Consider the following 26,560-nt stretch of genomic DNA (forward strand, 5'->3'; position numbering starts at 1 on the left):
GACTACATCTCTCTTTCTAAGTTATAACTTTATACCTTTATACCTGTATTCATAGAGTTAGTTTTTAATTTTGTTTTTGAGGTGAGTATAGATGTCAGATATCAGTATGCCTTTCTCAGACGCAGATAAATTAGTTAAAGCTCGAGTGCCTCGATCCGAAATTCAAATGCTTGTTAAATATGTGGAAGGGTTAGGACATCTTGGCGTTGTTACGACAACGAACAAAATTGAAGGTGAGGTCTTGTTTCAAGCGACTAAATATACCTGGCCGGATTTGCGTCGAGCAGTAGAAGCGATGGGGCTTGGGGTGGAATTTTTAGAGGAGTAAACCGAGGCTGCAATTTAAACCGGGCTTTAGAAATGACTCTAGAAACTGTTAAAATTTTTTAAACTAATTATAAGATAGGATTGAATTTTTTTAGGATATCTTGTAGAATGAATCCTGGGATGAGGGAAGAGTCAATAGGTCAATAGTCCTAAAATTAGGAAAAATATAAGCCGTGTTTAAAGATTTTATACATAAAAAGTAGATTAGCCTCATCTAATTAAACGTGAATATAAGAACATAGGAGGATTGACGATGGGCGAAATTAAAATGGATGTTCAAAGAATGGTCAAACGAAGAAAAGACAATGGTTTCACGTTAATCGAACTCATGATTGTTATCGCGATTATTGGGATTTTGGCGGTTGTGTTAGTACCGAGGGTTGGAAATGTTAAAACCCAGGCAAGGTCTGCAGGGATTGATACTAATATCAGAATGGTTGAAGGTTATGTACAAAGTAGAATTACAAGTTGGAATAATGCAAATACTCCAACAGCTGATTTGGTAACTGATATTACAAACGCTATGACTACAGGGGCTGATCCAATGGTTAATCCATTAGGTGGTGCAACAAGAATTACAGTATCTGCTGCAGCAGCACCTGATACAGCGGTGGCTGGACAGATATATGTAACTGTTACAGCAGGAGCCGATCCAATAACAATTGATGCTTATGATAGTAATCGAAATCGAATGACAGATAAGACTGTAACAGTTAACCCATAATAATGTCTTACTTTTAGGGTGTTTACTAAAACACCCTTTTTTAGCTTCTGAGTTCGACGAAAGGAGGACTTACTTTGGCACTACATCAGGAACGCAAACGCCTTGGCGAGATTTTAGTCGCAGGCGGCGTAATCACAGTTGAACAGCTTGAAGAAGCCTTGCGCTTACAGAAGTCTTTGGGATTGCGTCTAGGAGAGACGTTAATTCAGCAAAAAATTGTTACAGAAGATGATATTTTACGGACAATGCAGAGTCAGTTAAGGCTTCCTGTCATTGATTTAAATCGTGTCGTTGTTCAGGATTCTGTTCTAAAAATGCTTCCTGAAAATGTGGTACGCAAGTATACTGTTCTTCCTGTGGAAATTCAAAATGGCCAATTGATGGTTGCGACAAGTGATCCGACGGATTATTTTGCAATGGATGACCTCCGTTTAGCGGCGAATATGCTGCTTAAACCATGTCTTGCGAAAAAAGGCGACATTCTCAAGGCGATCGATCGCTTTTACGGACGAAGAGAAGCGGAGCAAGCCGCGCGCGAATATGCGAAACAAATGGGCATCGCTCAGGTTGCCGCTACGGCTCAGGGAGCGACGGCAACCGCCCTGTCCTATGGCGGGGAATCTAATGATGAAGAAGCGACTCCGATCATTAAATTCCTGAATACCATTATTGAAAATGCAATCAATAACCAAGCCAGCGATATCCATATTGAACCGATAGAAGAGGAGCTGCGCGTCCGTTTCCGGATTGATGGAGTATTACGCGAAATCATGCGGACCCATATCAGCATGGCAGGTCCGGTTGTAAGCCGGGTAAAAATTATGGCCGATTTGAATATTGCCGAACGGCGTTTACCTCAGGACGGCCGGATTTCTTACTTAGTTGCCAATAAACCCGTCGATCTGCGGGTCTCTACATTGCCGACGATGTATGGTGAAAAAGTGGTTATGCGTATTCTTGATAAATCCAGTGTTGTACTCGGAAGAGAGGCTTTAGGACTTCAGGGGAAAGATTCGGAGATGTTTGAGAATCTCATTCATAAGCCTTACGGTATCGTATTGGTTACAGGTCCTACTGGCAGCGGTAAAACTACGACCCTTTATACTATGCTCAACGAATTGAATACGCCGGAAAAGAATATCGTGACCTTGGAAGATCCGGTCGAGTTTAATTTTAAGGGGATTAACCAGATGCAAGTGAATCCTAAAGCCGGTCTTACGTTTGCTTCGGGTCTTCGTTCTATCCTGCGTCAGGACCCTGATATCATCATGGTTGGAGAAATGCGTGATGGAGAGACGGCAGAGATTGCGGTCCGGTCTGCTTTAACAGGTCACTTGGTGTTATCTACGATTCATACGAATGATGCTGCGAGTGCGATTACGCGTTTAGTCGATATGGAGATTGAGCCTTTTTTGCTTTCTGCTTCGTTGTTAGGAATTATTTCACAACGGTTGGTGCGAAGAATTTGTCCCCAATGCATTCAGGAGTATCCGGCAGAGACTAAAGATTACGCCTTACTGGGTGTTGACCCTAAGTCGACGCTGACTTTAAAAAAGGGCACGGGCTGTTCATATTGCCATCATAGCGGGTATAAAGGGCGGATCGCTATTTTCGAGATTATGCCGATTACAACCGGTCATCGCCAGCTAATCGATAAAAGTGCTTCTGTTGATGAGTTACGAAGTTTTGCAATCCGCGAAGGAATGACCACCTTAAAGGATTCGGCGGCTGATTTGGTGCTTCAAGGGACGACGACGATTGATGAACTTTTGCGCGTTACGTATGCTAATGATTGATAGCTCCTTTTTTGAGCCTGGTCAAAGGAAGTGATTCCCTATGCAGTTTAAATATAAAGCAATTGATGAAAAATTGGCTCTAGTTGAAGGGGTTATGGAAGCCGTCGATATCGATGCTGCGAGACGAAGTGCAATTGATAATAATTGGCAAGTGATTTCATTAAGCGAGGTTCGCAGCCTTGATATGATGATCAATCAAAAAATTCAGGGCAAAGTGAAATACGAATCGGTTTCGTCTTTTTGCAGTCAGCTCGCCATGATGATTCGTTCAGGGGCGAACTTGGTACGAGGTCTGGATATTCTGCAAACTCAGGCGGAAGATAAACGCCTCAAAGGAGTTTTAGAAACAATCTTTCAAGGCGTCAGCCGCGGAAATTCTTTATCACAGTCGATGCGTGACTGCAAAGGAGCCTTGCCAGACCTGTTGATCAATCTGGTCGGTGTGGGTGAAGAAAGCGGGAGTCTTGATTCAGTACTCACGAGTATGGCGGAATATTATGAACGCGAAAATTTTATCCGCAAAAAAATTACAAGTGCGGCAATTTACCCTGTTATTTTAACCGTTGTCTTGATCGGACTCATGATTTTCTTTATTAATTTTATCATACCGGAGATTACGGATTTAATGGCTCAAAATGGTCAAAAATTGCCGATGGTTACGCAAATCATTATTGATTCGGCTCATTTTCTTCGCATCAATGCAGTATATATAATAATTGGCCTGGGGATTGCAATCATAGGCCTCAAACGTCTTGCTCAGGTTCCGAAAGTACGCTATTATCTCGATGCCTTTTTACTTCGTCTGCCTCTTTTAGGAAAAAATATGCGTAATGTCATTATTGCACGGTTTTCTCGAACGCTAGCCTTATTTCTTCACTCGTCCATCCCCATCGTTACGATTTTAAATTCTATGGAAAATATTCTGGGTAACGAGGTGCCGCGACTCGCCGCAATGCGGGTAAAAGAGCGGATTATTCAAGGCGAGACCCTCACATCGGCTTTTGGTGTGGAAAAGTTTTTTGATCCGATGGTCATTCAGATGATGTCGATTGGTGAAGAAACAGGTCGTCTGGAGGAATTGATGGAGGAAGTGGCGAATCACTACGACAGAAGAGTAGAAATCGGCATAGCACGGATGGTAGCTATGGTTGAACCTATTTTTACTGTGATTATTGGAATCTTCGCCGGGGGCATGATTATTTCGATTGCTCTTCCGATCTTTAATATGTCCAATATCGCGAAATAGGAATGATGCAGATGAAACGTGCGAGTGAAGGTTTTACACTGATTGAAATCATGATCGTTATTGCGGTCATCGGGATTTTGGCCACGGTAACTGTCCCTCATTATCAGTCGGTGCTGGATCATTATCGACTGGAAACAGCTGCAAATGAAGTTTTAGTTCGGCTGAGACAGGCTAAGCAAATGGCGATGGATGAACGGAAGAATTGTCGGGTCGAAATGACACAGAATCAGGTTCAGCTAGTCAGGGAGGATAAGGATAATCTGGGAAACCCAATACTCACGACTATCGATACCTATACGTTTGATACAAGGATTACGTTTGATAGCGCATCAAGTTTAAGACTCCTATCGAATGATGTGGGACGGTATCTTTACTTTGATTACCGAGGATTTTTAAAGTTTGATGATACAGGATACTCACAGCAGAATCCTGGAGAAATAGTTGCGGATATTGCCTTAAATAGTACTCAGACTTCGGCGAGGGTCAGGGTCAATCTCGAAGCCGGAACAGCGGATATGTCCATTTCATGGCCTTAGGGTTTGAAGGATCAGGCGGGGTGGTAGAATGAAGCACCGTGATCAGGGAATGACAATTTTAGAAGTTGTGATCGCTATTACGATCTTTCTAATTGGGGTTGGATTTGTTGCGCAAAGTAATGCCGTGGCTCAACGCTACAGAGCTCGTCAGGAACTTCGTCAGCAAATGATTTTTTATGCTGCAGGTCAACTGGAAGCTGCGATTGAAAATGTCGATCAATTAACTGTGACGGATGTGCCGGGACCTCCCTTTAACACGTTTGAAACCGTTATTAATGTGGTCCCAATTGTTGGTTCTGAACCACTTCAAGAGATCGAAGTTAATGTTTCCTCATCAACTTACCCCGATGATGATTACCTGAAAGTATCGCTGAAGACTTACCGAGTAAAGCCCTAAGTAGGTGATTTAATGAGAAATATTAAAATTCGGTCATTCAGAAATATAGATACAGAAAATAATCAAAAAGGTTTTACCTTAATTGAAGTAATGATAGCAGTCACTATCTTTGGCTTTTTAATGTTATATGTTTCCCAAATGATGCGCGGGGAAATTCGTATGCTCAATACGACAACGCATCAAAATACGGTCGAACAAAACGCCCGCGCAGCAATGATGCATATTCTTGATGAAATCCGTTTAAATCGAGCGAAATATTATGATGAAAGCACGGGGATCTATTACCGCAGTCCTGACACGGGAGCGGTGACATGTTTATTGTATCTTGGCTCTGATACAAATAATCTTCCGGCGGGGACGGGGATTTATTATGATCAAAATAAGGATGAGCTATGGTATCGGGATACGACTCAGAATTCAAATCCTAAGTACCGAATAGCGGAATTTATAAAATTAGTTAAAATTAGTCGGGCTCCTCAAGCTCCTTCAGACGAACATTTAATTTTAATTAAAATAACGGCAGGCGATAGGGATTCGACAAGCAATGATTTTAGTTTAGTGACTATGGCTCGCCTTTATTAAGGAGAAGATATGAGAGAACGTGGTTCGGCATTATTAACAGCGGTTATTGCTATCATGACTTTATTGTTGATCTCAGGAGTATTCTTTACGTTTATAAACTATCATTATAAGTTAGAAAGCTCTGAAGAAAAGGGATTAAAGGCTTTCTATATGGCTGAAGCGGGAATTAATTATGGTGTAGCGATGGTACGTAATAATCCGTCGGAATATTATATAGATGACACGCATATGGGACTCACAAATCCGTTTGATACTCCCGGTAATCCTAATCCCTACAAAGGTATATTTGAAGTTACTATACATACATCTCCATCCGAAGATAATTATATTTTTACCCTGACCAGTACTGGATGTTATCCAGATGAACACGGGATCAGGCGTACACTTGAAGAGCAGTATACCTTTCCCAAACCTAACCCGGCACAACCCTAGGAGAGCTTTTGAGTTTATTGGAGGTGGCTGTAATGAAAAAGAATAAGTTCATCCTTCTTTTACTGTTTACAGCTTTTCTTAGTTTGTGTTTTTTTACAAAGCCGGTTTGGGCCGATAGCAGCAGTGCAGTCAAAAAGATTGTTATTCAGACCTCTCCGGATTTTCAAAAAAAAGATAGCACACCGACTCAAATTGCTTCAACAGACGTTACGATTTATGCTTTTACCACGAACAATGGTGAAGGTCAGCCTAAACCTGCACCGGGAAAGATTGAGCTGACATTGACCTTAACGAATGCACAAGGGCAGCAGGTTGTGGTACAGCAAAAGCTTCAGATCGATAGTGGCAAATTATCCGGCTCGGTACCTGTTCAATTTCCAACTGAAGGGAAGTGGACAATTAGTGCAACAGGGACAATTGACGGTAATCCGCTCAGTTCAATTGATATAACTACTAATACAGAAATAGTTTATATTGGCACCCCGTTTCGACTAAGCGTCTTACCCCAAATCGCTAATATTAACGTTAATCAAATGCAACAATTCACAGCTAATTTGATCTATTCGGATGGTCATTCTGACGATATTACTAATGAGGTTAGTTGGACTGTTCAGGCTCTTGGCGGGGTAGCCTCGATTGATTCGAATGGATTGGCAAAAGGGCTGAATTCAGGAATGGCAGTCATTAAAGCCTACGATCCTGTATCCCGATTTTTTCAATATGCGGTATTATTTGTAGCACCGAACATTATAGAAGGGGATTTAACAGTAACGCCTTTGAATGCTAAGGTAGGAGTAGGCGGTACACAACAGTTTAAAGCGAGTGCAACAATATCAATCATTGGGATTTTCACCATTTATTTGGATGTTACACCTTTAGTCAGCTGGAAATCATTAAGCTCAGACATTGCTTCAATAGGTTCTCCATCAAGCCCCAGAGGGCTGGCGACAGGCTTATCTCCAGGCAAAACACAGATTGTTGCAACTCTTCCGTTGTTTAATGATGCTGAGTCTACGCTTGAAGTTGAGGGATTAAAGCTTAGTCCGCTAAATCCAACCATTCCAGAAGGAGGTAAGCAATCATTTGTGGCGACATTGGTCAATCCGGACAAAACGGAAATACCTGTCACTAATTCTGCTTCCTGGACGATTCCGAATGCAGACGCGGCCGTTGCCAGTATAGATAATAAAGGGGTAGCTACGGGGATTTCTCTTGGGACGGCAACGATTACAGCCACTTATCAGGGAATGAGTGTTTCTACAACTTTAACTGTTGACCAGGCGGCGCTGACGATTAATCCTCCAAATCAAACGATCAGTGTTGGGGGAACTCAGCAATATCAAGTAATGATGACTCATTTCAATCAGCCGCCTGAAGATGTCACAAGTTCTGCTTCCTGGACGATTCCAGATTCAGACGCAGCCGTTGCCAGTATAGATAATAGAGGGGTAGTCACGGGAAAAGCTCCCGGGACGGCAACGATTACAGCCACTTATCAGGGAATGAGTGTCTCTGCGACTTTAACTGTTGTTGATCAGTGGGTACTCAGGATTGACCCTCAAAATCAAACCATTAGTATTGGGGAGACTCAGCAATATATCGCAACGGTAATCCATTTTAATCAGCAGACTGAAGATGTCACAAATTCTGTCCAATGGTCCAGCTCGGATCCATCGATTGCGAATATATCCCAGGTTAACAATCAAGTGATCGCTACCGGTTCTTCGCCCGGGACGGTAACGATAACTGCAACCTATAATGGAATACATGCTACAGCAACTTTAAACGTTGATATGTTGATGCAACTAATGATAACCCCTCAAAACAAAACCATTAGTATTGGGGGAACTCAGGACTATACGGTAACGGTAACCCATTTTAATCAGCAGACTGAGAATGTCACAAGTTCTGCCTCGTTTATAAGCTCGGATTCTACAATTGCAAGTGTAAATAATAATGTGGCCACGGGCAACTCTGCCGGAACAGTAACTGTTACAGCATCATACGAGGGATTGCAAGCATCGGCTACCTTAAATGTTGTCTTTAATCCCTATAATCCCAGTGAGGGGCCACTTTGGGAAAGGGAGCTTCCCCCTTAATAATGTTTAGCGATGTAGAGGAGATTGAGCATCTTGATGAAGAAAAAGTGGGTCGCTTTTGTACGTGGAAATCGCTGGGTAGTCGCTAAGGTCAAGGTGGCGCAGCGTAAACCGGCCCTGAATATTTTATCTTTAAATGAATATGTAGAAGGAGCGGAGTCGCCCGTCTCAAAAGTCTTACAACTGAGGACTTGGCTTAAGAAGAAAAAAGTACCGCTTAAAAAGTTGGAATTTACTTTATCCTGTCAAGGGGTGATCACGCGAATGATCACTCTTCCTCTGCTTTCTGCCAAAGATTTGGAAAAACTGCTGACTGAACAGGTCGCGCAATATTTCACGGTCAATATTGAAGACTATTTGGTGGATTACCGGGTTGTCGAACAGGTCGAAGAAGAAGGCCAGAAACGGTTAAAGGTTCTTGTCACTGCGTTACCCAAATATCATTGGGAGCCGATGTGGTCGATGTGGCAGGAAGTGGGCCTTGAACCGAAAGTAGTCGACTTAGCGTCCGATTGTTTAGCACGGCTGTACGGGCGATTAAGCAGGCAAATACTGAAAAAGGATTCTGGCGAGCTACTGAAGGATTTGGCTATCGTTGATATCAATTCGGACGGGGTTGAATTTCTTTTGCTGGAACACGGAGTTTTCTTTCTCTATTCTGATTTAGAGACTGATCTGGCGGATTTGCCGCCAAAACAAGAAGAGAACCCGGATCTTGAAACTCTCCAGGATTCTGAACAAGCAGAACGCGTTCATTTAGAATTGACTCAGACCTTTAGTTCGGTTTTAAGAACGTTAGCAGAATTCTTAAGCTTTTTTGCGATGCGTCACTTTGGGAAAAACGTAGATGAAATTTACCTCACTGGAGAATTAGCCCCATTGCCGTATTTAGCAGAACTTTTTGAGACGGAATTGGGAATCCCTACGCATTTGGGTTTCATCGATGAATGGAAGCCTTCCCATAGCAGTGGAGTAAAGCTTGCAGAAAACGATTGGGTAAAGTATGGCAGCCTGTATGGTTTAGCTTTACGGGAGGACTAAATGCGAGAAAAAAAGGATTTTAATTTTGTATTGCGTTGGGAGCAGGTTCAGGCTGTTCAGAGCGGAGTTCATCAGACACGCCAAAAAAGACGGTGGATTACGACGGGGGTTAGTGGAGTTCTCTTGCTTGTCCTTGCGGGGAGTGCTCCTTGGATTTGGTCATTTAAACTTCAATACGATATGCAAGCCACAAATCAGAAAATCAGTGCTCTAAGTGCAGTGGATCAACAATACAGGAAGATCGATAGTCTCAAAGCCCAGATGCAAAATCAGCAGCAGATACAGAACCTTGTACAGCAGAATACAGTGGATCCAGGTCCTCTCTTTGAAAAGTTGAAGGTTCTTCTCCCAGCGGGAACAACGGTCTCATCTTTTTCGCTGCAGCAAGATAAAAGTGTTAAGATGACGCTCAGTGTACCAACTCCCGTCGATGTGGCACGTTTCTGGCTTAGTTTCCAAAACTCGGGGCTGTTTGAGAAAGTGGATATTAAAACGGTTTCACTGCAAGATAAAATTCAGAATATATCCTTAGAGCTTAAATTAAAGTAATAAATCCATAGTCATCTATATAGCAGCAGGCAGGTGAACTCATCTGAAAAAGGAACAAATTGAAAAAATCATCTTAATCGTTATTCTTATCCTTGGGGGGATTTACGCCTATGTGAGTTATCTTCTTTTACCTCAACTAGAGGCAGTGCAGGAGCAAAGTCAAGAGCTGGCAAAACGAGTGGCGTATTATCAAAAATTACAGGGGGCTCAGTTTAATCTCCCTCAGCTTCAGAAAGAGGCTCAGGATTTACAGGGCAAATTGCAGCAGCAAGGTACACAGATAACCGGAAAGTTAGACAATGCTCAGCTCCTGGTTAATTTATACCTTATAGCCAAGCAAAAAGGAGTCAATCCTCAGTCCCTAACATTTGATAATGTTCAAAATAAAGGAATCTATCAAGAGATGGATATGAGCTTCACGTGTGAAGGGTCTCCTGCTTCGGTGTTAACTCTTATTCAAGACCTTCAGCATGGCCCCTCTTTGCAAGTTGCGATGAGGGAAGTTAATCTAACCTCGCAAAAGGGGGTTATGAAGGCTGAATTAAAACTTGCGGCTTATACTCATTCGGGATCAAGCGGAACGCAGAGTAAGCCTGCTTTTATGAATTCACCTTTTGGCCTGGATGCTCCGGCCAAAATGTTTACCCCGTAATATTAAAAAAAGAACGAGAAATTACAAAGGTGGAAAAGCAGAATTCCCACTCCTATCGCATAGACATTAGAACAAGGCGCGAAAGGGGTGGGAATTTTCATGTTGACGGAGATTTTGGCTGTCAGCCTCGCTTTATCCGTACTCAAAGGGGTAACCCTTCTTGTATCGTATATTAATAATAATGCATTTCCGCAGCCTTTAAGTGAGGCAGACGAAACCCGCTATTTGCAAATTCTGCGAGCAAGTAAAAGTTCGGATTGCGGAACAAAAGAGTTAAGCCGGGCAGAGCATGCCCGCAATCAATTAGTCGAGCACAATCTACGGCTTGTAGCCCATCTCGTCAAGAAGTTTGACGGAACAGGAGAAGATAGTGATGATTTGATCTCGATCGGTACAATTGGGCTGATCAAAGGAATTGATACGTTTGATCCAGGCAAAGGGACGAAATTAGCGACCTATGCTGCTCGGTGTATTGAAAACGAAATTTTGATGCATTTGCGCTCTCTTAAAAAATCTCGAGGAGAAGTATCGATTTACGATCCGATTGGGGTCGATAAAGAGGGAAATGAAATTTCATTGATGGATGTTCTCGCCTTTGAGGGAGAAGCCATTTCAGATCGGGTCGAAAGTGAATTTGAACAACGAGCGCTCCTTGAGAAAGTCGTAAAACTAAACAAGCGGGAGCGATTAGTCCTTCAGCTTCGCTATGGGCTCATGAACAGCCCGCGGCGAACGCAGCGCGAGATAGCCAAAGCATTGGGCATATCTCGTTCTTATGTCTCCCGAATAGAAAAGAAAGCAATTCAAAAACTTATGGAAGAGATGGAGGATCATAACCCGAAAAAGTAATTTCAACATTTATAAAAGAGACACGGAATTTAAACCGTGTCTTTATCATTGTTATAACGAAGGTATATTCGATTATGACCATGCTCACTAATCATCTTCTTCGGTTTCTTAGTTCCATTGTTAAATTGTATTTTAGTTCGGTTTCAGTGAGCTTTTTGCTAATTACTGCTTTTTCATCTTGGGTATTGCTGCCGGCCAATTGCTTACGCAATTCTTCGATTTCTTTTAACAGTTGCACTTCTTCGGGTACGTATCCTGCATTCTTCAACAACGTATACCCAATGCGAATATCCTCTGGAAGTCTTGCCCAGTCATCAAGATTGATTTTGCCTCTTTTGGGTAGGTTATCAAATTCGCCTTTTCTAATAGCTTCTTGAATTTTTTCTTCTACGATTTTATCGAACATAATGAGACCGGCCCCCTTCTATATTATTTGACAACTTACTTCCCGAACCGATTACCATACTGAAGGGATCAAACGGTAAGGTGTCTTTAAGCAATATTCTTTATACCCTGAGAGTTCATTGGATAACACTTCTTCCTCACTTTTTATCCTGAGGATTAATGAGGGGATACATAAAAGTGCAGGTATTAGTGCCCAATAAGAACCGAGTGCAAGAGGTGTAAATAAGGACATTAGCAATAGACCCAAGTACATTGGATGGCGAACAATGGAATAGGGTCCTGTTGTGATAACCCTTTGTTCTTGCTCAACCTGAATAACAGTTGAAGCATAACTGTTTTCTTTAAAAACATAGATAATAAAAATATATCCTAAGAAGACGATAACATTTGCTATAATGACAATCCAAACAGGTACGATTGACCAGTGAAAACGATAATCTATTCCCGGAATTATATAACCGAGATAATATAAGTTTAGAAAAGCCGGGGGTCTTTGCACTTCTCTTTTTTCTTTAAACTTCATTCGCCTTGAAAGCAGTCCGGGACTTCTCTTCAGAAAATAAGCGGTCATGAAAATCGTCAGTACTGAGAAGCCCAACCACCATATCCATGCCTGCCAAAACCTAAACGATCCTGCAGGAAGAAACAGGATAACACCCATTACAAACATAATAATGATCGGAACAAGATAGGCTTTTCGCTTTGACAATTTATCATTACCTTCCATTGAAATCCCCTCCAAATCCTGTCATTAAAGTTAAATCACTTATTATGATTATGAAACCATACTATTTCAGAAGTAATCGTATAATTAAATTATGAGTTGAGATATTTTTGGAGGAGCTGCATATGTTTCATCCGAGCGGGTGAAATAACGTTGGCTGCCATATCGTTATATAAACTTTCAAGAGGTTTATTTATTCCCGCCTGGTTGCATAACAGCTTTCTTAATTCAGGAATGCTTTTAATAAATTCGGCAGATTCCCGGGCTAGAATTTCAATCTCGGGGTCATTTTCGGATAGCTGGGATAGTTTGGCCAGACGCGCTCCATAATCTAAGGAAATTTCATATTGCTTAGGGTGAGATTGAAAATACTCGGCTAATGCTCGAAAAGTATCCGTGTAATCCTCGCTCCATTTGAAATCATCCAGGATGCTAAACAATTTTCGTTGCTGGTCGAAGAGTTCCGGACAGGTTCGAGCATAATTTTCGATTTGCTCCGGCTTCAGTATCTCTGTAATCATTTGAAAAGAAGGGGAATCGAAAATATCCTCTTTTAGGAGTACGGTGTCTTCACTCAGCAACAATTCAATTTTCGCCACTCGTTCCTCAATGCTTTTCTTCTCGTTTAGCAGTTCAATTCGCAAGGATTGCAAGGCTTCTCGCAAGGTCTTGTGATTGTGTATATCACCTAATATTTCTTTGATACGTTTTAGATCCAGTCCCATGGATTTTAAACGTTTGATTAATTGCATACGAGTTAGTTCTGCTGCCCCGTATAAGCGGTATCCTCCCGCAGAACGCTCCGGTTCTTGCAGTAAACCGATCTTATGGTAATAGATAATGGTTTTTAATGTACTTCCAGTTAATTTAACAAAATCACTAATCTTTACTCGATTTTTCACCGTTATCCCACCTTCATAATCATTTTAAACCCAACCCTAAGGGTGGAGTCAATTTAATTTGGGGGAGATTGAAACTAATTATTATTAAAAGGAAGCATCACATGCGGCGCTCCCTTTAACAAGCTAATCCGAAGTATTCAGGATTTATAAGAATACATTAGAGGTTTATTTTATTCTATGATAAAATAAAAGAAAATACTGGTGAATTATAGTCATTATAAAGGAATTTTAGAAACTTCGCTGAATACTTATTTAAAAAGATTGATTATAGAAAATTTTTTATAGATTCGAGGCGAATTATAAAAAATGAAAACATATAATATAAAATATGAAAATTATGAAGCGTTAAAGTTATTTATAAGCCATAACGACATAATAAAACACGATAATATATTGGTCCAAATATTTTCCGGAATAGATCAAAAAGAGTTTATCGAAGAAGTCATTAGAAATTTAATAGCGTTGATTCCGCAATGCAAAATAATAGGGGCCACGACAGATGGAGAAATTCTTAATAATAAAATTTTAAATAAGGAATGCCTAATTTCTATAAGTATATTTGAAAAAACACAAATTAAAACGTTAATAATTAAGGAAAAAATATCGGATTTTGACAAGGGCGTAAAAATAGCCCGTACATTGATTTCTCAGGATACTAAAGTTCTAATATCTTTTGCTGATGTAAGCATTGACGGTCAAGACTTTCTTGACGGAGTAAACTCCATAAATCGCAATATGATTGTTTCCGGGGGAATTGCAGGGAAAAGTAATTATTTAGATAAGACATATGTTTTCACAGAAAATGGTGTGGAAGAAGATGCGGTTGTTGTTGCTGCTCTGGAAAGTAATGCTTTATTTGTTAACACAGCGAGTAGTTTTAAGTGGATACCTATCGGCAGAGAACATAAAATAACAGAGGCAAACGGACGTATCATTAAAAGTATAGATCATCTATCTGCTCAAGAATTTTATAATAAATATATACATTCTAATAGCAGTGAGGAAATTGTGCATACAAGATATCAATTTCCTTTAATGATAAAAAGGAATAACAACTATGTGGGCAGACCCGTTTTGAGTTATCTCAATGATACTGAAATACTTATTTCTTCGCGAATAGAGACTGGGGAAAAAATACGGATAGGTTTTGGTGATTTAAATAGTATTTTAAAGGGATCGGCAGAAATTTATAAAAATATGATTCAATATCCGGGGGAAAGTTTATTCATTTATTCCTGTTCTGCCAGGAAACATTTTCTTAAGAAAATGGCCCTTGATGAACTGAGACCACTTGATGATAATTCACAAGCCTGTGGATTCTATGTCTATGGTGAATTTAACAATGTTAATAATGAAAATACTTTTTATACAGAAACAGTATCAATGCTGCTGCTTTCGGAAGATATAAACGCAAAAATTAGAATAAATATTGATGACACTAAGAATAGTAATTATGTAGACGCTGAATATTCGACATTATATAAATTTTTAATAACTACGGGAGAAGAATTAAATCAATTAAATTTAACGCTGGAAGAAAAGGTGGATGAAAAAACAAAAGAATTAGAGAAAAAATATCATACAGATGAATTAACAGGCTTGAAAAATCGAAGTAAATTGCTTATCGATTTATCGGGAAAAAAATATGACAAATTGGCGATTATTGACATAAAATCATTTAATGATATCAATGATTTTTATGGTAACACAATAGGGGATCTAGTTTTAAAAGATTTTTCTAAATTCCTTGATTCGTATTGCGACCAAAATGGCTTAAATTCCTATCGAGTATATTCAGATATTTTCGCAATCGTAGATAATCAAAAATCAAAAGATGAATTTATAGATACAATAAAGTCTTTACAAAAAATCATACACAATCAATGCCTTTTGTATGAAGAAGGTAATATTTATTTAGTAGTCACTATGGGGCTTGCGCTGCGAGAAGAGTCATTATTTGAAAAAGCCGAAATGGCGCTGCATTATGCTAAGAAAAATAAAAAGATATTCCAGATATACAATGAAACGTTAAATATGTATAAAGCTATCAAAGAAAATATAGTATGGACGAAAAGGATCAAAGAAGCTATATCTGATAATAGAATTGTACCTTTTTTTCAGCCTATAGTTAACAATCGTTCTGGAACAATTTGTAAGTATGAAGCTTTAATAAGGATGCTGGGTGAGGATGGGGAAATTATAACACCTTATTATTTCTTGGATATTGCCAAGAAAGCTGGATTATATAAAGAATTAACAATAATAATGTTGGATAAAATCTTTGAAGCTACCAATAAAACAAATTGTGAAATATCTATAAATCTTGACATTCAAGATATAGAAAGCCAAGAAATTAGAGAATTAATTGTAGAAAAGTTAGAAAAAGCAAATAATCCTAAAAAATTTGTATTTGAAATAGTAGAATCAGAAGGGATAGAAGACTTTGACGAAGTTGAAAAGTTTATAAGAGAAATCAAAAAATATGGTTCTAAAATTGCTATTGATGATTTCGGAACAGGGTATTCCAATTTCAACTATCTTATGAAGTTAAATGTTGACTATATAAAGATTGATGGATCAATAATAAAAAATATACATCGAGATAAATCGGCAGAGGTTATTACTAAAACTATAGTAGCCTTTGCAAACGAATTGGGAATAGAAACTGTTGCGGAATTTGTAGCGGAAGAAGAAATATATAGTAAAATATCAGAACTGAATGTAGATTATTCACAGGGATATTATTTTTCAGAACCCAAAGTTAGTACCTACTGATATCTTTATATCACTTTTCAGGGAAATCAGCTGCTCAAATTTAGAACGTAATATCAAGAAGTTTGACGGAGCGGGACAAGGAGTGGCTCAATTTGATTGAGCGAGCCATGGATATCGGAAAAATCGAAGAATGTTAGGAATTCAAAAAGAGAAACGAACTGATTGAATAAAATAAAGAGGAGAGACTTAACATGTCTCTCTTCTTTGCTTAAGTTCGCTACGCATGGCTAAAATTAAAATAGGCGATTGTTTCCTGCAATATTATAAGCTCATAATTTCTCCATCATCAGGTACATATATTTGCGTAGATAGACCTTCTTTATTTATATATTGTTTCAACTTCAGTCGGGAAAGTGCACAATGATTCCAAGACTCCATGTGGGTAACGATTATTTTTGTATAAGGCGCTTTTCGAGCCAGACGGCAAACATCTTGTTCGGTCATGGTGATCGGTTCTCCAGAACTGAACTGTGCAGCCCCAGCATAACAAATTGTTATGTCCGGCCTGTATTTATTTAAAGCCTGTTCAACTTCATCACATAATATGGAATCACCGACAATATAAATGGATGGTTCATGAAGAGAGCGGAGGACAAAGCCAGATACTGGCCCCATACTTTGTCCAATATCACCTGTACCGTGTTGACCGCTGGTCCGAAAAATCTCAATACCGTTCCATTCAAATGATTCTTGAGGCAGCTTAATATTGGTAAATCCGTATCCAGCAAGCTTCTTAGCATCAGGTTGTTGACCAATTATTAAGATATTTTTGGGCAGTATGTCAATGGCTGCATTATCAAAGTGATCACGGTGGGTGTGGGTTACCAATACAGAATCAATATTAAGCAGAGTACCTAACTCTACAGGCAGATCGGTCAAAGGGTTTTTATTCGTGTTTAGTACTCCCGGAACAGCGTCCAAAGTACCTTTGGGACTGAACATCGGGTCTAATAATAGCTTCTTCTCTTTAATTTTAATCAACATCGTAGCGTGGCGAATTAACTGAATTTCCACTTGATCACCCTCCTAGCGTTTCCTTGTGTTAATTATAAGAAAGGATTTGATTGATTGGTGAATCAATATAAGCCTGATGACTTTCAGAATGAAAATAATCATGGAAAGTTACTTGATCGAACAGATTATGAGATCATTTCCTTGTTAAAACAAAATTCTCGCCTTAAGTGGCAAGAGATTGGCGAGCATGTTCACTTAACCGGCCAGGCGGTAGCTAATAGAGTACGGCGATTGGAGCAAATAGGTATTATTAAAGGATTTACTATCCACGTAGCTGAACCATCACACGATAAATTTTTAGAAGCGTTTGTTACCGTATTTATGAAGACAACAGACCACACTAGGTTTCAGAAATTTATTACGAATCATTCTATGATCCAGGAAGCACGACGCGTAAGTGGTGAAGGATGCTATTTGCTCAAGGTTCTGGCAGCTGATCAAATAGAGTTGATTAGTTTCTTAGATGAGATATTGAAGTTTGGTAATTATCGAGTAAATCTTTCTATTGAAAAAATAAAAGAGAATGGATTTCGCTGAAGTAGGGCAGAATGAACTGCACCCTGTCAAGCGGACTGAGGCAGTTTAGCTTAACTTTTTATACTAATCATTTTTATAAAATAGCAGGATTTAGTTGGTTTATTGAAGAATGTCTTGATTTGTTATAATAAGCAAAGCAATTTTCCTGCTTTAAGAGGAATTAAAGCATAGTAAATTTAATAAAAGGAACGGTAGATTGAGATGATTGCGAAGAAAGGGTGAGCCGTTTGTCAAAGTTATACGCTATTTACACAGTAGATGAAACAGGTGAACGATTTTTGGGGCAAGCCTATTTAACCGAAAAGGACCTGCAGTTTATTGAGCAAAGTTTTGAAGGTGAGCTTCAATCGGAATATCTAATTACGCTTACGGATGGGGATATTGTTAACGTCAATCTTATCGATTCAATCGAAGAAATTAAGGCGGACGATGAATAAACAAAAACATCTTTTTTATTGGATGAAAGAGTGAAATATATTTTGGAAATTGCAGAAAGGCTTGTAACGTTACTTAAAGAGTTGAACGCAACTGTTACCACCGTTGAGAGCTGTACCGGAGGACATATTATTTCAACGATCACTAATGTTGAAGGGGCTTCGGAGATAACGCCGGGTGGTTATGTGACGTATTCCAATCAACAAAAAATAAATATCGGTGTACCTAAAGCTATCATTGAAAAATATGGAGTCTACAGCTATGAATGTGCTAAAGCTATGGCAACACAAGGACGAAAGAATACAGGGGCCGATTTTTCCATAGGGGTAACAGGCACTTTTTCAAATGTGGATCCGAATAATAACGACAGCGAAATAGGGGTTGTCTACTTTTCTATTGTGTTTAATGCCGAACAGGCAACCGCCGGCAAGATAAGTGTACCGATAATGGAGAGGCCGCAACAAAAGGAATATGTTACAGAAATTGTGCTGGGTAAAGTTTTAGACGTTGCTGAGTCAATATATAAGGCACTGCTTGAAAACGATTTGATCAATGCAGTGGGTAAGCTTCCATTAACATAATTGGCTCTTTATTATTTTCAGGAAATTTTCAGCAAAACTTAACAAAGAAATCACATAAAGATAAAAATTTATTAACATTGATTTGCTAGAATACAGATAGTCTCCTCCTAGACAAATACAACAACTACATGAGAAAAACGAAAAAACTAAGACAAGGCCGTCCTACTGGACGGTTTTTGTCGTTATTAAACGAAAGCTAATTAATAAAAAAAGAAGCCCTCTTTTGAGGACTTAGAGTGTGGTAACTACTACATGAGAAAGACGAAAATTTGTCTTTCCAGAGAACTATACGCTGTATTGATCATATTTCCTTGGGTAGTGTCAAAAGTAAATTTTGGTAATGATAAGTTAACTTTTTCGGACAAATTAACTTTTCGCATGATAAAATATAAATAGACACGAGATTCATTAAGGAGAAAATGGAAGCATTATGAAGAGGATCAACGAAATTTTTAACGATTATACTGCAGGGGACAACATCAATACGGCAATTGTAAAAGCAGTGGTGGTGAGAGAAAAGAGTAAAACCCTGGAGATGCAAATCAGCGCTGATAAATTTATCGAAATCAGTGAAATTAAATCCCTCAATACATTTATACGAGAAAGATTAGCCTTAAACGACTCCACAATTACGGTAGAGTACGCTGAAGGAACGAATATAAAGCCCCTTGAAGAGGAACTCAAAAATATTGTTCTTTTTTTGGCGGATAAATATCCTCTTTTAAGAGGAGCCATCAATAATTGCAACTTTGAAATCACAGATAACAAAATTACGTTTAACTTTAAAATTGCAGTGGCTTACTTACTTAAAGAGCGGGGCTATGATCAAAAAATCCAAGAGGCTATAAAAAACCTGTACGGCACAGAATATCAAATCCATTTTGTTGATCAAGTAAGCAGTGAGGAATTAAAAAGGCTGCAAGAGGCTGTCCATGAAAAAGAAATGCAGCTGATTCAAAAGGAAGTTCAGGCCGCTCAAAACAATAATGCACATGAACCGCCTAAAGAAGCTGCAGAAGTAAAGCAGGAAATAAAAGCAGAAACGGACGGGAAAAAAGGCAATCCGTTCTTGATCTTAGGCAGAAACGCGAATATCAAGGACGCGGTTATTAAAGTTACGGACATTACACCGGATGAGGGGAAGATAGCCCTAGAAGGCGAAATATCCGATATAGAAGCCAAAGAATTAAAAAGCGGAAAAACACTCGTTTCCTTTGATTTATATGACGGCTCAAGTTCTATGACCTGTAAGTCTTTCCTCAAGCCCGGTGAAGACGACGAGGTTGTTTCCAGGCTTAAAAAGGCTAAAGGTGTCAGGCTTTCCGGGAATGCTGGCTACAGCAAATTTTCCGGGGAAATTGAGCTCATTGCCAATACTATCGTTGAAACAGAAGGCATCAGGAAGGCTAAGAGACGAGATCTGGCAGAGGTGAAGCGGGTTGAGCTGCATATGCATACCCAAATGAGCCAGATGGATGCGATGACCAGTGCCACCGATTTGATTAAAAGAGCGATGAGCTGGGGCATGAAAGCTATTGCTATCACGGACCACGGAGTGGTTCAATCCTTTCCCGAGGCTCATAAGCTTTTAGGAAGAGATAATCCCGACATGAAGATTATCTATGGAGTTGAGGCCTATTTAGCTCCGGATAAAAAACCGTCTGTGACTAACCCTAAAGGACAGGGTATTGATACGACCTATTGTGTGTTGGATTTGGAAACGACAGGTTTTTCGACCGTAACCGAAAAAATTACGGAAATAGGAATCATGAAGCTTCAAGGCGGAAAGGTCATCGATGAATTCAGTTGCTTTGTGAATCCTGAAAAGCCGATTCCGGCAAGAGTAGTGGAAGTGACCAACATAACGGATGATATGGTCAAAGATGCGGAAACCATAGACCAGGTCTTTCCTAAAATACTCGATTTTATGAACGGGAGTGTCCTGGTTGCTCATAATGCCGAATTTGATATAGGCTTCTTAAAGCATAATGCCAAGGTCTTAGGCTATGACTTCGATTATACCTATGTGGACACCTTAACCTTAGCCAAGGAGCTTTTTCCGGATTATAAAACCTATAAATTGGGGAGGATTGCCAAGAATCTTGGCATAAAGGTTGAGGTTGCCCATAGAGCCTTAGATGATGTCGATACTACCGTTAAGGTGTTTAAGGTCATGCTGGAAAAATTAAAGCAAAGGGGAGCAGAAGCCCTTGAGGATATCGACCGATATGGCTCCGATGAAGAAGCGAAGAAAGAAGAATATAAGAAGCTTAAAACCTATCATGCGATAATATTAGCCAAGAATTATACCGGCTTAAAGAATCTATATAAACTGGTTTCCTATTCTCATCTCCATTATTTTTATAAGAAACCACGGATCTTAAAGAGCCTTTATAAAAAATACTCTGAGGGTTTAATCCTTGGCAGCGCCTGCAGTGAAGGAGAGCTTTACCAAACCATTTTGCTTGGAAAATCGGATGAGGAAATTGAAGCCATTGCCGAGGAGTACGATTATTTAGAAATACAGTCTCTGGCGAATAATGATTATTTAGTAAGAACAGAGCAGGTGCCAAATAAAGACTATTTGAAGGAAATCAACCGGAAAATTGTTGCGCTGGGTGAAAAACTAAACAAACCTGTAGTTGCTACGGGAGATGTTCATTTCCTGGAGCCTGAAGATGAGATCTACAGGCGAATACTGGAGGCTGGCCAAGGCTTTAAAGATGCGGACAGTCAGGCCCCCTTATATTTAAAGACCACCCATGAGATGCTTGAGGAATTTTCCTATTTAGGAGAGGAAAAGGCTTATGAAGTGGTTGTAACAAACAGTAATTTGATATCCGATATGTGTGAGCCGATCAGTCCTATCTCACCGGAGAAATGTCCGCCTCATATTGAAGGCTGTGAGCAGACGATTAAAGATATCGCTTTTGAGAAAGCCCATGAGCTCTATGGAGACCCTTTGCCGGAAATTGTTCAGCAGAGGCTTGATAAGGAGCTGGATTCGATTATTAAAAATGGCTTCTCGGTCATGTATATTATTGCGCAAAAGCTCGTTTGGAAATCGAATGAGGATGGCTATTTGGTAGGATCGAGAGGATCTGTTGGTTCCTCAGTTGTCGCGTATATGACGGGAATTACGGAAGTAAATGCCCTGCCGGCCCATTACAGGTGCCCTAGCTGCAAGTACTCGGATTTTGCCGATTATGGCGTCAAAATCGGCTTTGACTTGCCGGATAAGGTTTGTCCGGTTTGCGGAGAAAAGCTGGACAAGGACGGCATAGATATCCCGTTCGAAACCTTCTTAGGCTTTAATGGAGATAAGGAGCCGGATATTGACTTAAACTTCTCTGGAGAATACCAGGCAAAGGCCCATAGATATACAGAGGTTATCTTTGGCAAGGGCACAACCTTTAAGGCTGGAACCATAGGCACCATTGCTGAAAAAACAGCCTTTGGCTATGTGAAGAAATATTTTGAGGAAAAAAGCCGAACCGTAAATAAGGCAGAAATTACGCGAATTTCAAAAGGCTGTACAGGTATCAAACGAACGACGGGACAGCATCCGGGCGGAATTATCGTAGTGCCTAAGGGCCGGGAAATTTTTGAATTTTGCCCGGTACAGCATCCTGCCGATGACTCGAATTCGGATATCATAACCACTCATTTTGACTATCACTCGATTGACCAGAACCTGTTAAAGCTGGATATACTAGGGCATGATGATCCTACAGTCATAAGAATGCTTCAGGATATTACCGGGATAGACCCGAAAAAGATACCTATGGATGATAAGGAAACAATGTCTATATTCTCATCCACAGAAGTTTTAGGGGTAACCTCGGAGCAGATTAATTCCAAGGTGGGGACTTTTGGAATTCCTGAATTCGGTACAAAGTTTGTAAGGGGAATGCTCTTAGATACAATGCCCAGAACTTTCCTCGATTTAATTTGTATTTCGGGACTTTCCCACGGTACCGACGTGTGGCTGGGAAATGCTAAGGACTTAATTGATGCGGGAACAGTAACCTTAAGTGAAGCGGTATGTACCCGGGATGATATCATGATTTATCTGATTAAAAAGGGCTTGCCGCCTAATACTGCTTTTAAGATCATGGAGCTGGTTCGTAAAGGAAAGGCCCTCAAGGACCCGGAGAAATGGGCTGAATATGAAGCGTTGATGCGGGAGCACGATGTGCCGGAATGGTATATCGATTCCTGCAGAAAAATAAAATACATGTTTCCTAAGGCCCATGCCGCAGCTTATGTCATGATGGCCTTCAGAATTGCCTGGTTTAAGGTGCATATTCCCAAGGCTTATTATGCAGCCTACTTCACCATTAGAGCCAAGGCCTTTGACGCAGAATTTATGTTGTTCGGAAAAGAAAAGGTTAAGGCCAAAATGAAGGAAATTGAGATGCTGGGCAATCAAGCCACCCCTAAAGATAAGGATATGTACGATGATTTGGAAATAGTTTTGGAAATGTATGAAAGAGGCTTTAATTTCCTGCCTATTGATTTATACAAATCCCATGCTACAAAATTCCTGGTCGAAGAAGACGGCTTAAGGCCGCCCCTGAACAGTATATCCGGAATGGGAGCCGTTGCAGCAGAAGCGATATTTAACGCTGCCCAAGAAAAATCCTTCAACTCGATCGAGGATGTCAAAAAACGGGGTAAGATTGGAAATTCCGCAATCGATTTACTTAAGAAATTTGGCTGCTTAAAAGGTATTCCGGAAAGTGATCAAATGAGTCTTTTTGATTTAATCTAACGAGTAAAAGTCAAAAACAGAAAGTTCTCTCGGACAAGGGGGCGATGCAAAACTACTTCGTTGAAGTTGTTAGCAACGCCCCTTTTACCTTATCTAAGACTTGTAATACTAAGTTGCATTAAATATATCACATGCATTAAAAGACACAAAATTAGGCCTGGCTGTCACATGACAGCGGCAAGCGGAGCAGGAGCGAAGCGCGGCTATTTGCGCCCGGATGGCGCAACTTGCCGAAAAGCAGTCAAGTGACAGCTAGGCCTTGCCCTTGAGTGAGACTATATATTATTTCATACGCAAATTAGTATAATCTCCTATTAATATTTATTTTTGATATAACCGTTGATAATTTTGTAATGCCTTAATCGCCGTCAGCGCAGTTGTTAGCGGTTCTTCATAATTCCAGCCTTTTGCATAAATCGCTCGATAGGAAGGTGTAAACGAGCCGTTTGAGTTTTGGGAGCTAAGAAGATTTTTTATCCCTCTATCTATAGTCTCTCTCGATACAGCCTCCGAATATTTCATCAATCCGGAAAGAGCCAATCCTGTCTCGACAACTGAGCCCCAACCACCGTTGGTATTCTGAAATTTAACTATAAACCTTACCCCCTTCTTTCTCGCTTCTACCATCTGACGTACTGTATGCCAATGTTCCCAACTAAACCCCCATTTACTAAAAAGTTCGATCGCTTGTGCAGTGCTATAAATTGGTCCTTCAAACCAAGAACTTGGAAATGCACCTTCGTCATCTTGTTGAGATAATAGCCAATTTAATCCGCGCCAAACCTGTGCTTCTTGAAAAATTGAAGGCCTCCATAGAGCTTCTAGAACGTGAATGCTTACGTCAACACTCGGAATATATACTGGAAATCCAGAAGAAATCGAGGGAGGTTTTCCTTGAAAACTTGGAAACGTTCCCCAGCTGCCATCATCATTTTGTAATTCTTTTAGAAGTTTAAGACTTAAATCACTTTCTTTACCCGCCTGATGCAAACCGATTAAGGCAACTGCAGTATCATCAAAATCCGAATGTGTAAATGGAGGAGCGCTTCCATAGCTTCCATCTTCATTCCGACCTTGTATCAACCAGTCTACGGCTTGTGAAAACCAGGGGATATCTATTCTCCTGCTTTTCTCTCCCATAATAGAAACCGCCCATCCCATAGCCCAGGTTTTAAGTTGATCAAATGCAGGCCAAGCACCGCTTTGATACTGCCTCTGCACCAGCCAACGACCAGCTCTTTCTATTGTTTCAGGATAACTGCCCTTGCGTGTGATCGCAAGAATCGCGAGGCTGGTTGCAATAATATCCTCAGACCAGGAACCATCAGGCATTTGTGTTTCCAGAAGATATTGAATTCCTTTTATTATTCCCTCTTGAGAATCCGAGGCAAGAAGCGATGCCGCAACTACAACGGGTCTGCCATAAAGGGGTAACTTTACTAAAACTTTATCTTCAAGAATCGTTGGAATCATGATCTCCTCGGGTTTTGGTCCCTCTAGGCCGGGAACAACCTCTTCCCCTAACGATAAAATCATATTGGAAAATTGTCTTACCTGAGATAAGAGTTGAATCTTGGCCATCCACCCGCCTTGACTTCCATAAAGAGCCATATTAGCTATTTTGGTTATTTCTTCGTCCGCCGTATCTCCAGGGGTTTTGCCCCATCCATTGTTATAATTATTCTTGAGCCATTGTACTGCTCTCATTTGAGCGTTCTCAAAGCCTTTTCCGGCTGCAAGCAAAGCAAGTATCCCTAATGCTGTTGCCCCCGGGCTAGGTGATACACCGTGATTTTCATCGAGATTTCCCGATAGAATCTGTTCTATACCCTCAGTTACATATATTTCTGCATTTTTTAGACTTTCTTGGATATCATTTTTTAGTTCCACCCTACCCCCTCCATCCTCGTATTATCGTATGCCTTAACATGATTTATGTTTATGGTTACGTCATATAAGGGATTTCTATAAAAGTCTAACTTGCTTTACACTGAATAAGCAGGAAAAGGAACAACTGTACACGAATATGAGCATACAAAGTAAACGATAATTTAATAATGCAATTAGTCTTAACCCATTAGAACCGACCTTGCGTCCTATTGCTGCCCAACGTTAAGACCAATAAGAAATAATATAACAAAATTATCAAAGTGAATAGACTTAAAAATAGAGAATATTCTGTTTTATACTGCTTTGTTAAGGATTGTAAATATCAAGAGATTGAGGAGGTAAAACGATGAGGCGGATTTTGGGATTAGTAGCTTCCCAACGAAAAACTGCAAATGGTGAGATCCTAACTCAAGAGGTGGCTAAAGCAGCAGGGGAGGACTGCGAGCTTGAGCTGATCAGGCTGGCCGATCTTGATTTAAAATTATGCAAAGCGTGCTATGCGTGCTTGATTCCTGGCAAGCCTTGTGTCCATGAAGATGACTTGTATTTTCTAATTGATAAAATCAAAGCTGCTGACGGGATTATTATTTCCGCACCGGACTATGTTCTTGGTCCTGCCGCCGTAATTAAAGTTTTGGCGGACCGTATGATTGCCTTAACTCAAATCCTTGATGATTTGTGGGGTAAACCATGTGTTATTATCTCTACATACGGAATTAAAGGATGGGAGGGGTATACGCTATCAGCATTAAATTCAATGGCACGATTTATGGGCTTTGAGGTAAAGGATAGCCATCTGTTTTTTGGAGCTTTGCCTGGAGAAGGGATTATTGGCGAAGGTGCTTTAGCCCGTGCCCGGGAGATGGGGCAGGCTTTATTCGGCAATAGTCGTTCAGCCTTGGGCGGGGAATGTCCTGCATGTTGGTCTGAAATGTGGAAATTCCCTGAGCCTGGAAAAGCGGTTTGTCCGATCTGTGGTCAAACTGCCGACTTAGTTGCCGGGGAAAATGGAATTCAGTGGAGATACGGGGAAACTGGGAAGCGATTTGAAAAAGAATATTTAAAGGAGCATTTCCATAATTGGCTGCGCGAAAAGGTTCAGGAATTCGTTGCGCGACGGAAAGAGTTGGCGGCTGTACGTACCCTATACAAAGGGAGTACTTGGCTTGAACCTCCCCAAGAAAATCTAATCGAAAAATAACCGTTAATTAACTGAATTTGATATTAAAAGAGCTGCAGAGTATTAAAAAAACATACTTTACAGCTCTTTTATTTTATGGATTTAGCAATAGG

At 40.2% G+C, this 26,560-nt stretch carries 24 protein-coding genes; 19 read left to right on the forward strand and 5 right to left on the reverse strand.

The genetic code is table 11. The features are described 5' to 3' along the window. Positions 1-91 precede the first annotated feature (91 nt). The 13 genes from ACHOLT_RS09585 to sigK all read left to right on the forward strand — a co-directional run bounded on the left by ACHOLT_RS09585 (position 92) and on the right by sigK (position 11,230). Positions 92-328 carry a DUF4911 domain-containing protein gene (locus tag ACHOLT_RS09585; protein ID WP_425807576.1) on the forward strand — a complete coding sequence of 79 codons (237 nt, stop codon included), beginning with the start codon at positions 92-94 and terminating at the stop codon, positions 326-328. 252 nt (positions 329-580) lie between these two features. Continuing rightward, entirely contained in the window at positions 581-1,051 is a 471-nt protein-coding gene (locus ACHOLT_RS09590) for a competence type IV pilus major pilin ComGC (protein WP_425807578.1), read from the forward strand. 74 nt (positions 1,052-1,125) lie between these two features. Beyond that, positions 1,126-2,847, forward strand: a complete 1,722-nt coding sequence (locus tag ACHOLT_RS09595) for a GspE/PulE family protein (RefSeq protein ID WP_425807580.1) — start codon at positions 1,126-1,128, stop codon at positions 2,845-2,847. 40 nt (positions 2,848-2,887) lie between these two features. Further along, positions 2,888-4,093: a type II secretion system F family protein gene (locus ACHOLT_RS09600; protein ID WP_425807583.1), complete on the forward strand. Its 1,206-nt coding sequence runs from the start codon at positions 2,888-2,890 to the stop codon at positions 4,091-4,093. Between the two features lie 11 nt (positions 4,094-4,104). Next, positions 4,105-4,629, forward strand: a complete 525-nt coding sequence (locus tag ACHOLT_RS09605; RefSeq protein WP_425807585.1) for a pilus assembly FimT family protein — start codon at positions 4,105-4,107, stop codon at positions 4,627-4,629. A gap of 28 nt (positions 4,630-4,657) precedes the next feature. Beyond that, a complete protein-coding gene (locus ACHOLT_RS09610) occupies positions 4,658-5,026 on the forward strand; it encodes a type IV pilus modification PilV family protein (RefSeq protein ID WP_425807587.1) in 369 nt (122 codons plus the stop codon). Positions 5,027-5,038: 12 nt separating this feature from the next. Continuing rightward, on the forward strand, positions 5,039-5,608 hold the full coding sequence (locus ACHOLT_RS09615; RefSeq protein ID WP_425807589.1) for a PilW family protein: 570 nt from the start codon (positions 5,039-5,041) through the stop codon (positions 5,606-5,608). A gap of 9 nt (positions 5,609-5,617) precedes the next feature. Further along, the gene (locus ACHOLT_RS09620; protein ID WP_425807591.1) at positions 5,618-6,040 is read left to right on the forward strand and encodes a hypothetical protein; all 423 of its coding nucleotides are present in this window, start codon (positions 5,618-5,620) and stop codon (positions 6,038-6,040) included. A 32-nt stretch (positions 6,041-6,072) separates the two neighbouring features. Then, positions 6,073-8,139 carry an Ig-like domain-containing protein gene (locus tag ACHOLT_RS09625; RefSeq protein ID WP_425807593.1) on the forward strand — a complete coding sequence of 689 codons (2,067 nt, stop codon included), beginning with the start codon at positions 6,073-6,075 and terminating at the stop codon, positions 8,137-8,139. 36 nt (positions 8,140-8,175) lie between these two features. Further along, positions 8,176-9,180: a type IV pilus biogenesis protein PilM gene (gene pilM / locus ACHOLT_RS09630; RefSeq protein WP_425807977.1), complete on the forward strand. Its 1,005-nt coding sequence runs from the start codon at positions 8,176-8,178 to the stop codon at positions 9,178-9,180. Further along, positions 9,181-9,729 (forward strand): PilN domain-containing protein, encoded by a 549-nt coding sequence (locus ACHOLT_RS09635; RefSeq protein ID WP_425807595.1) that lies wholly within the window; start codon positions 9,181-9,183, stop codon positions 9,727-9,729. It begins immediately after the preceding gene. Between the two features lie 112 nt (positions 9,730-9,841). Then, the gene (pilO, locus tag ACHOLT_RS09640) at positions 9,842-10,381 is read left to right on the forward strand and encodes a type 4a pilus biogenesis protein PilO (RefSeq protein WP_425807597.1); all 540 of its coding nucleotides are present in this window, start codon (positions 9,842-9,844) and stop codon (positions 10,379-10,381) included. Between the two features lie 99 nt (positions 10,382-10,480). Then, positions 10,481-11,230 carry an RNA polymerase sporulation sigma factor SigK gene (sigK, locus tag ACHOLT_RS09645; protein WP_425807599.1) on the forward strand — a complete coding sequence of 250 codons (750 nt, stop codon included), beginning with the start codon at positions 10,481-10,483 and terminating at the stop codon, positions 11,228-11,230. A 91-nt stretch (positions 11,231-11,321) separates the two neighbouring features. Here sigK and ACHOLT_RS09650 read toward each other — a convergent pair whose 3' ends face one another. From ACHOLT_RS09650 to ACHOLT_RS09660, 3 genes are all read right to left on the reverse strand, one after another. Further along, on the reverse strand, positions 11,322-11,636 hold the full coding sequence (locus ACHOLT_RS09650) for a DUF1992 domain-containing protein (protein WP_425807601.1): 315 nt from the start codon (positions 11,634-11,636) through the stop codon (positions 11,322-11,324). A 51-nt stretch (positions 11,637-11,687) separates the two neighbouring features. Beyond that, positions 11,688-12,362, reverse strand: coding sequence for a methyltransferase family protein (locus ACHOLT_RS09655; protein ID WP_425807603.1), 675 nt, complete (start codon positions 12,360-12,362; stop codon positions 11,688-11,690). An 89-nt stretch (positions 12,363-12,451) separates the two neighbouring features. Then, positions 12,452-13,261, reverse strand: coding sequence for a MerR family transcriptional regulator (locus ACHOLT_RS09660; protein WP_425807605.1), 810 nt, complete (start codon positions 13,259-13,261; stop codon positions 12,452-12,454). Between the two features lie 306 nt (positions 13,262-13,567). Between ACHOLT_RS09660 and ACHOLT_RS09665 the strand changes: the two genes are divergently transcribed. Further along, positions 13,568-16,036, forward strand: a complete 2,469-nt coding sequence (locus ACHOLT_RS09665) for a bifunctional diguanylate cyclase/phosphodiesterase (protein WP_425807607.1) — start codon at positions 13,568-13,570, stop codon at positions 16,034-16,036. A 261-nt stretch (positions 16,037-16,297) separates the two neighbouring features. On the opposite strand, the gene ACHOLT_RS09670 is transcribed toward ACHOLT_RS09665, so the two are convergent. Beyond that, on the reverse strand, positions 16,298-17,050 hold the full coding sequence (locus ACHOLT_RS09670; RefSeq protein WP_425807609.1) for an MBL fold metallo-hydrolase: 753 nt from the start codon (positions 17,048-17,050) through the stop codon (positions 16,298-16,300). 57 nt (positions 17,051-17,107) lie between these two features. Here ACHOLT_RS09670 and ACHOLT_RS09675 point away from each other — a divergent pair, with 57 nt between their 5' ends. The 4 genes from ACHOLT_RS09675 to polC all read left to right on the forward strand — a co-directional run bounded on the left by ACHOLT_RS09675 (position 17,108) and on the right by polC (position 23,377). Beyond that, complete coding sequence (locus ACHOLT_RS09675) at positions 17,108-17,587, forward strand: Lrp/AsnC family transcriptional regulator (RefSeq protein WP_425807611.1); 480 nt, start codon at positions 17,108-17,110, stop codon at positions 17,585-17,587. 218 nt (positions 17,588-17,805) lie between these two features. After that, positions 17,806-18,024 (forward strand): hypothetical protein, encoded by a 219-nt coding sequence (locus tag ACHOLT_RS09680; protein WP_425807613.1) that lies wholly within the window; start codon positions 17,806-17,808, stop codon positions 18,022-18,024. Between the two features lie 30 nt (positions 18,025-18,054). Continuing rightward, on the forward strand, positions 18,055-18,603 hold the full coding sequence (locus ACHOLT_RS09685) for a CinA family protein (protein ID WP_425807615.1): 549 nt from the start codon (positions 18,055-18,057) through the stop codon (positions 18,601-18,603). Positions 18,604-19,033: 430 nt separating this feature from the next. Then, positions 19,034-23,377: a DNA polymerase III subunit alpha gene (polC, locus tag ACHOLT_RS09690; RefSeq protein ID WP_425807618.1), complete on the forward strand. Its 4,344-nt coding sequence runs from the start codon at positions 19,034-19,036 to the stop codon at positions 23,375-23,377. A 321-nt stretch (positions 23,378-23,698) separates the two neighbouring features. Here polC and ACHOLT_RS09695 read toward each other — a convergent pair whose 3' ends face one another. Then, a complete protein-coding gene (locus ACHOLT_RS09695; RefSeq protein WP_425807620.1) occupies positions 23,699-25,267 on the reverse strand; it encodes a prenyltransferase/squalene oxidase repeat-containing protein in 1,569 nt (522 codons plus the stop codon). Positions 25,268-25,613: 346 nt separating this feature from the next. Between ACHOLT_RS09695 and ACHOLT_RS09700 the strand changes: the two genes are divergently transcribed. Then, on the forward strand, positions 25,614-26,468 hold the full coding sequence (locus ACHOLT_RS09700) for a flavodoxin family protein (protein WP_425807622.1): 855 nt from the start codon (positions 25,614-25,616) through the stop codon (positions 26,466-26,468). Positions 26,469-26,560 lie beyond the last annotated feature (92 nt).

The sequence above is a fragment of the Desulfitobacterium nosdiversum genome (genome assembly GCF_049860565.1).
GTDB lineage: Bacteria > Bacillota > Desulfitobacteriia > Desulfitobacteriales > Desulfitobacteriaceae > Desulfitobacterium_A > Desulfitobacterium_A nosdiversum.

Coding starts and splice junctions, on each gene's coding strand:
- ACHOLT_RS09665 (WP_425807607.1), top strand. CDS start 13,568: ATGAAAACATATAATATAAAATATGAAAATTATGAAGCGTTAAAGTTA.
- ACHOLT_RS09635 (WP_425807595.1), top strand. CDS start 9,181: ATGCGAGAAAAAAAGGATTTTAATTTTGTATTGCGTTGGGAGCAGGTT.
- ACHOLT_RS09600 (WP_425807583.1), top strand. CDS start 2,888: ATGCAGTTTAAATATAAAGCAATTGATGAAAAATTGGCTCTAGTTGAA.
- ACHOLT_RS09615 (WP_425807589.1), top strand. CDS start 5,039: ATGAGAAATATTAAAATTCGGTCATTCAGAAATATAGATACAGAAAAT.
- ACHOLT_RS09650 (WP_425807601.1), bottom strand. CDS start 11,636: ATGTTCGATAAAATCGTAGAAGAAAAAATTCAAGAAGCTATTAGAAAA.
- ACHOLT_RS09700 (WP_425807622.1), top strand. CDS start 25,614: ATGAGGCGGATTTTGGGATTAGTAGCTTCCCAACGAAAAACTGCAAAT.
- ACHOLT_RS09590 (WP_425807578.1), top strand. CDS start 581: ATGGGCGAAATTAAAATGGATGTTCAAAGAATGGTCAAACGAAGAAAA.
- ACHOLT_RS09605 (WP_425807585.1), top strand. CDS start 4,105: ATGAAACGTGCGAGTGAAGGTTTTACACTGATTGAAATCATGATCGTT.
- ACHOLT_RS09620 (WP_425807591.1), top strand. CDS start 5,618: ATGAGAGAACGTGGTTCGGCATTATTAACAGCGGTTATTGCTATCATG.
- ACHOLT_RS09585 (WP_425807576.1), top strand. CDS start 92: ATGTCAGATATCAGTATGCCTTTCTCAGACGCAGATAAATTAGTTAAA.
- pilM (WP_425807977.1), top strand. CDS start 8,176: ATGAAGAAAAAGTGGGTCGCTTTTGTACGTGGAAATCGCTGGGTAGTC.
- polC (WP_425807618.1), top strand. CDS start 19,034: ATGAAGAGGATCAACGAAATTTTTAACGATTATACTGCAGGGGACAAC.
- ACHOLT_RS09610 (WP_425807587.1), top strand. CDS start 4,658: ATGAAGCACCGTGATCAGGGAATGACAATTTTAGAAGTTGTGATCGCT.
- ACHOLT_RS09625 (WP_425807593.1), top strand. CDS start 6,073: ATGAAAAAGAATAAGTTCATCCTTCTTTTACTGTTTACAGCTTTTCTT.
- sigK (WP_425807599.1), top strand. CDS start 10,481: ATGTTGACGGAGATTTTGGCTGTCAGCCTCGCTTTATCCGTACTCAAA.
- ACHOLT_RS09655 (WP_425807603.1), bottom strand. CDS start 12,362: ATGGAAGGTAATGATAAATTGTCAAAGCGAAAAGCCTATCTTGTTCCG.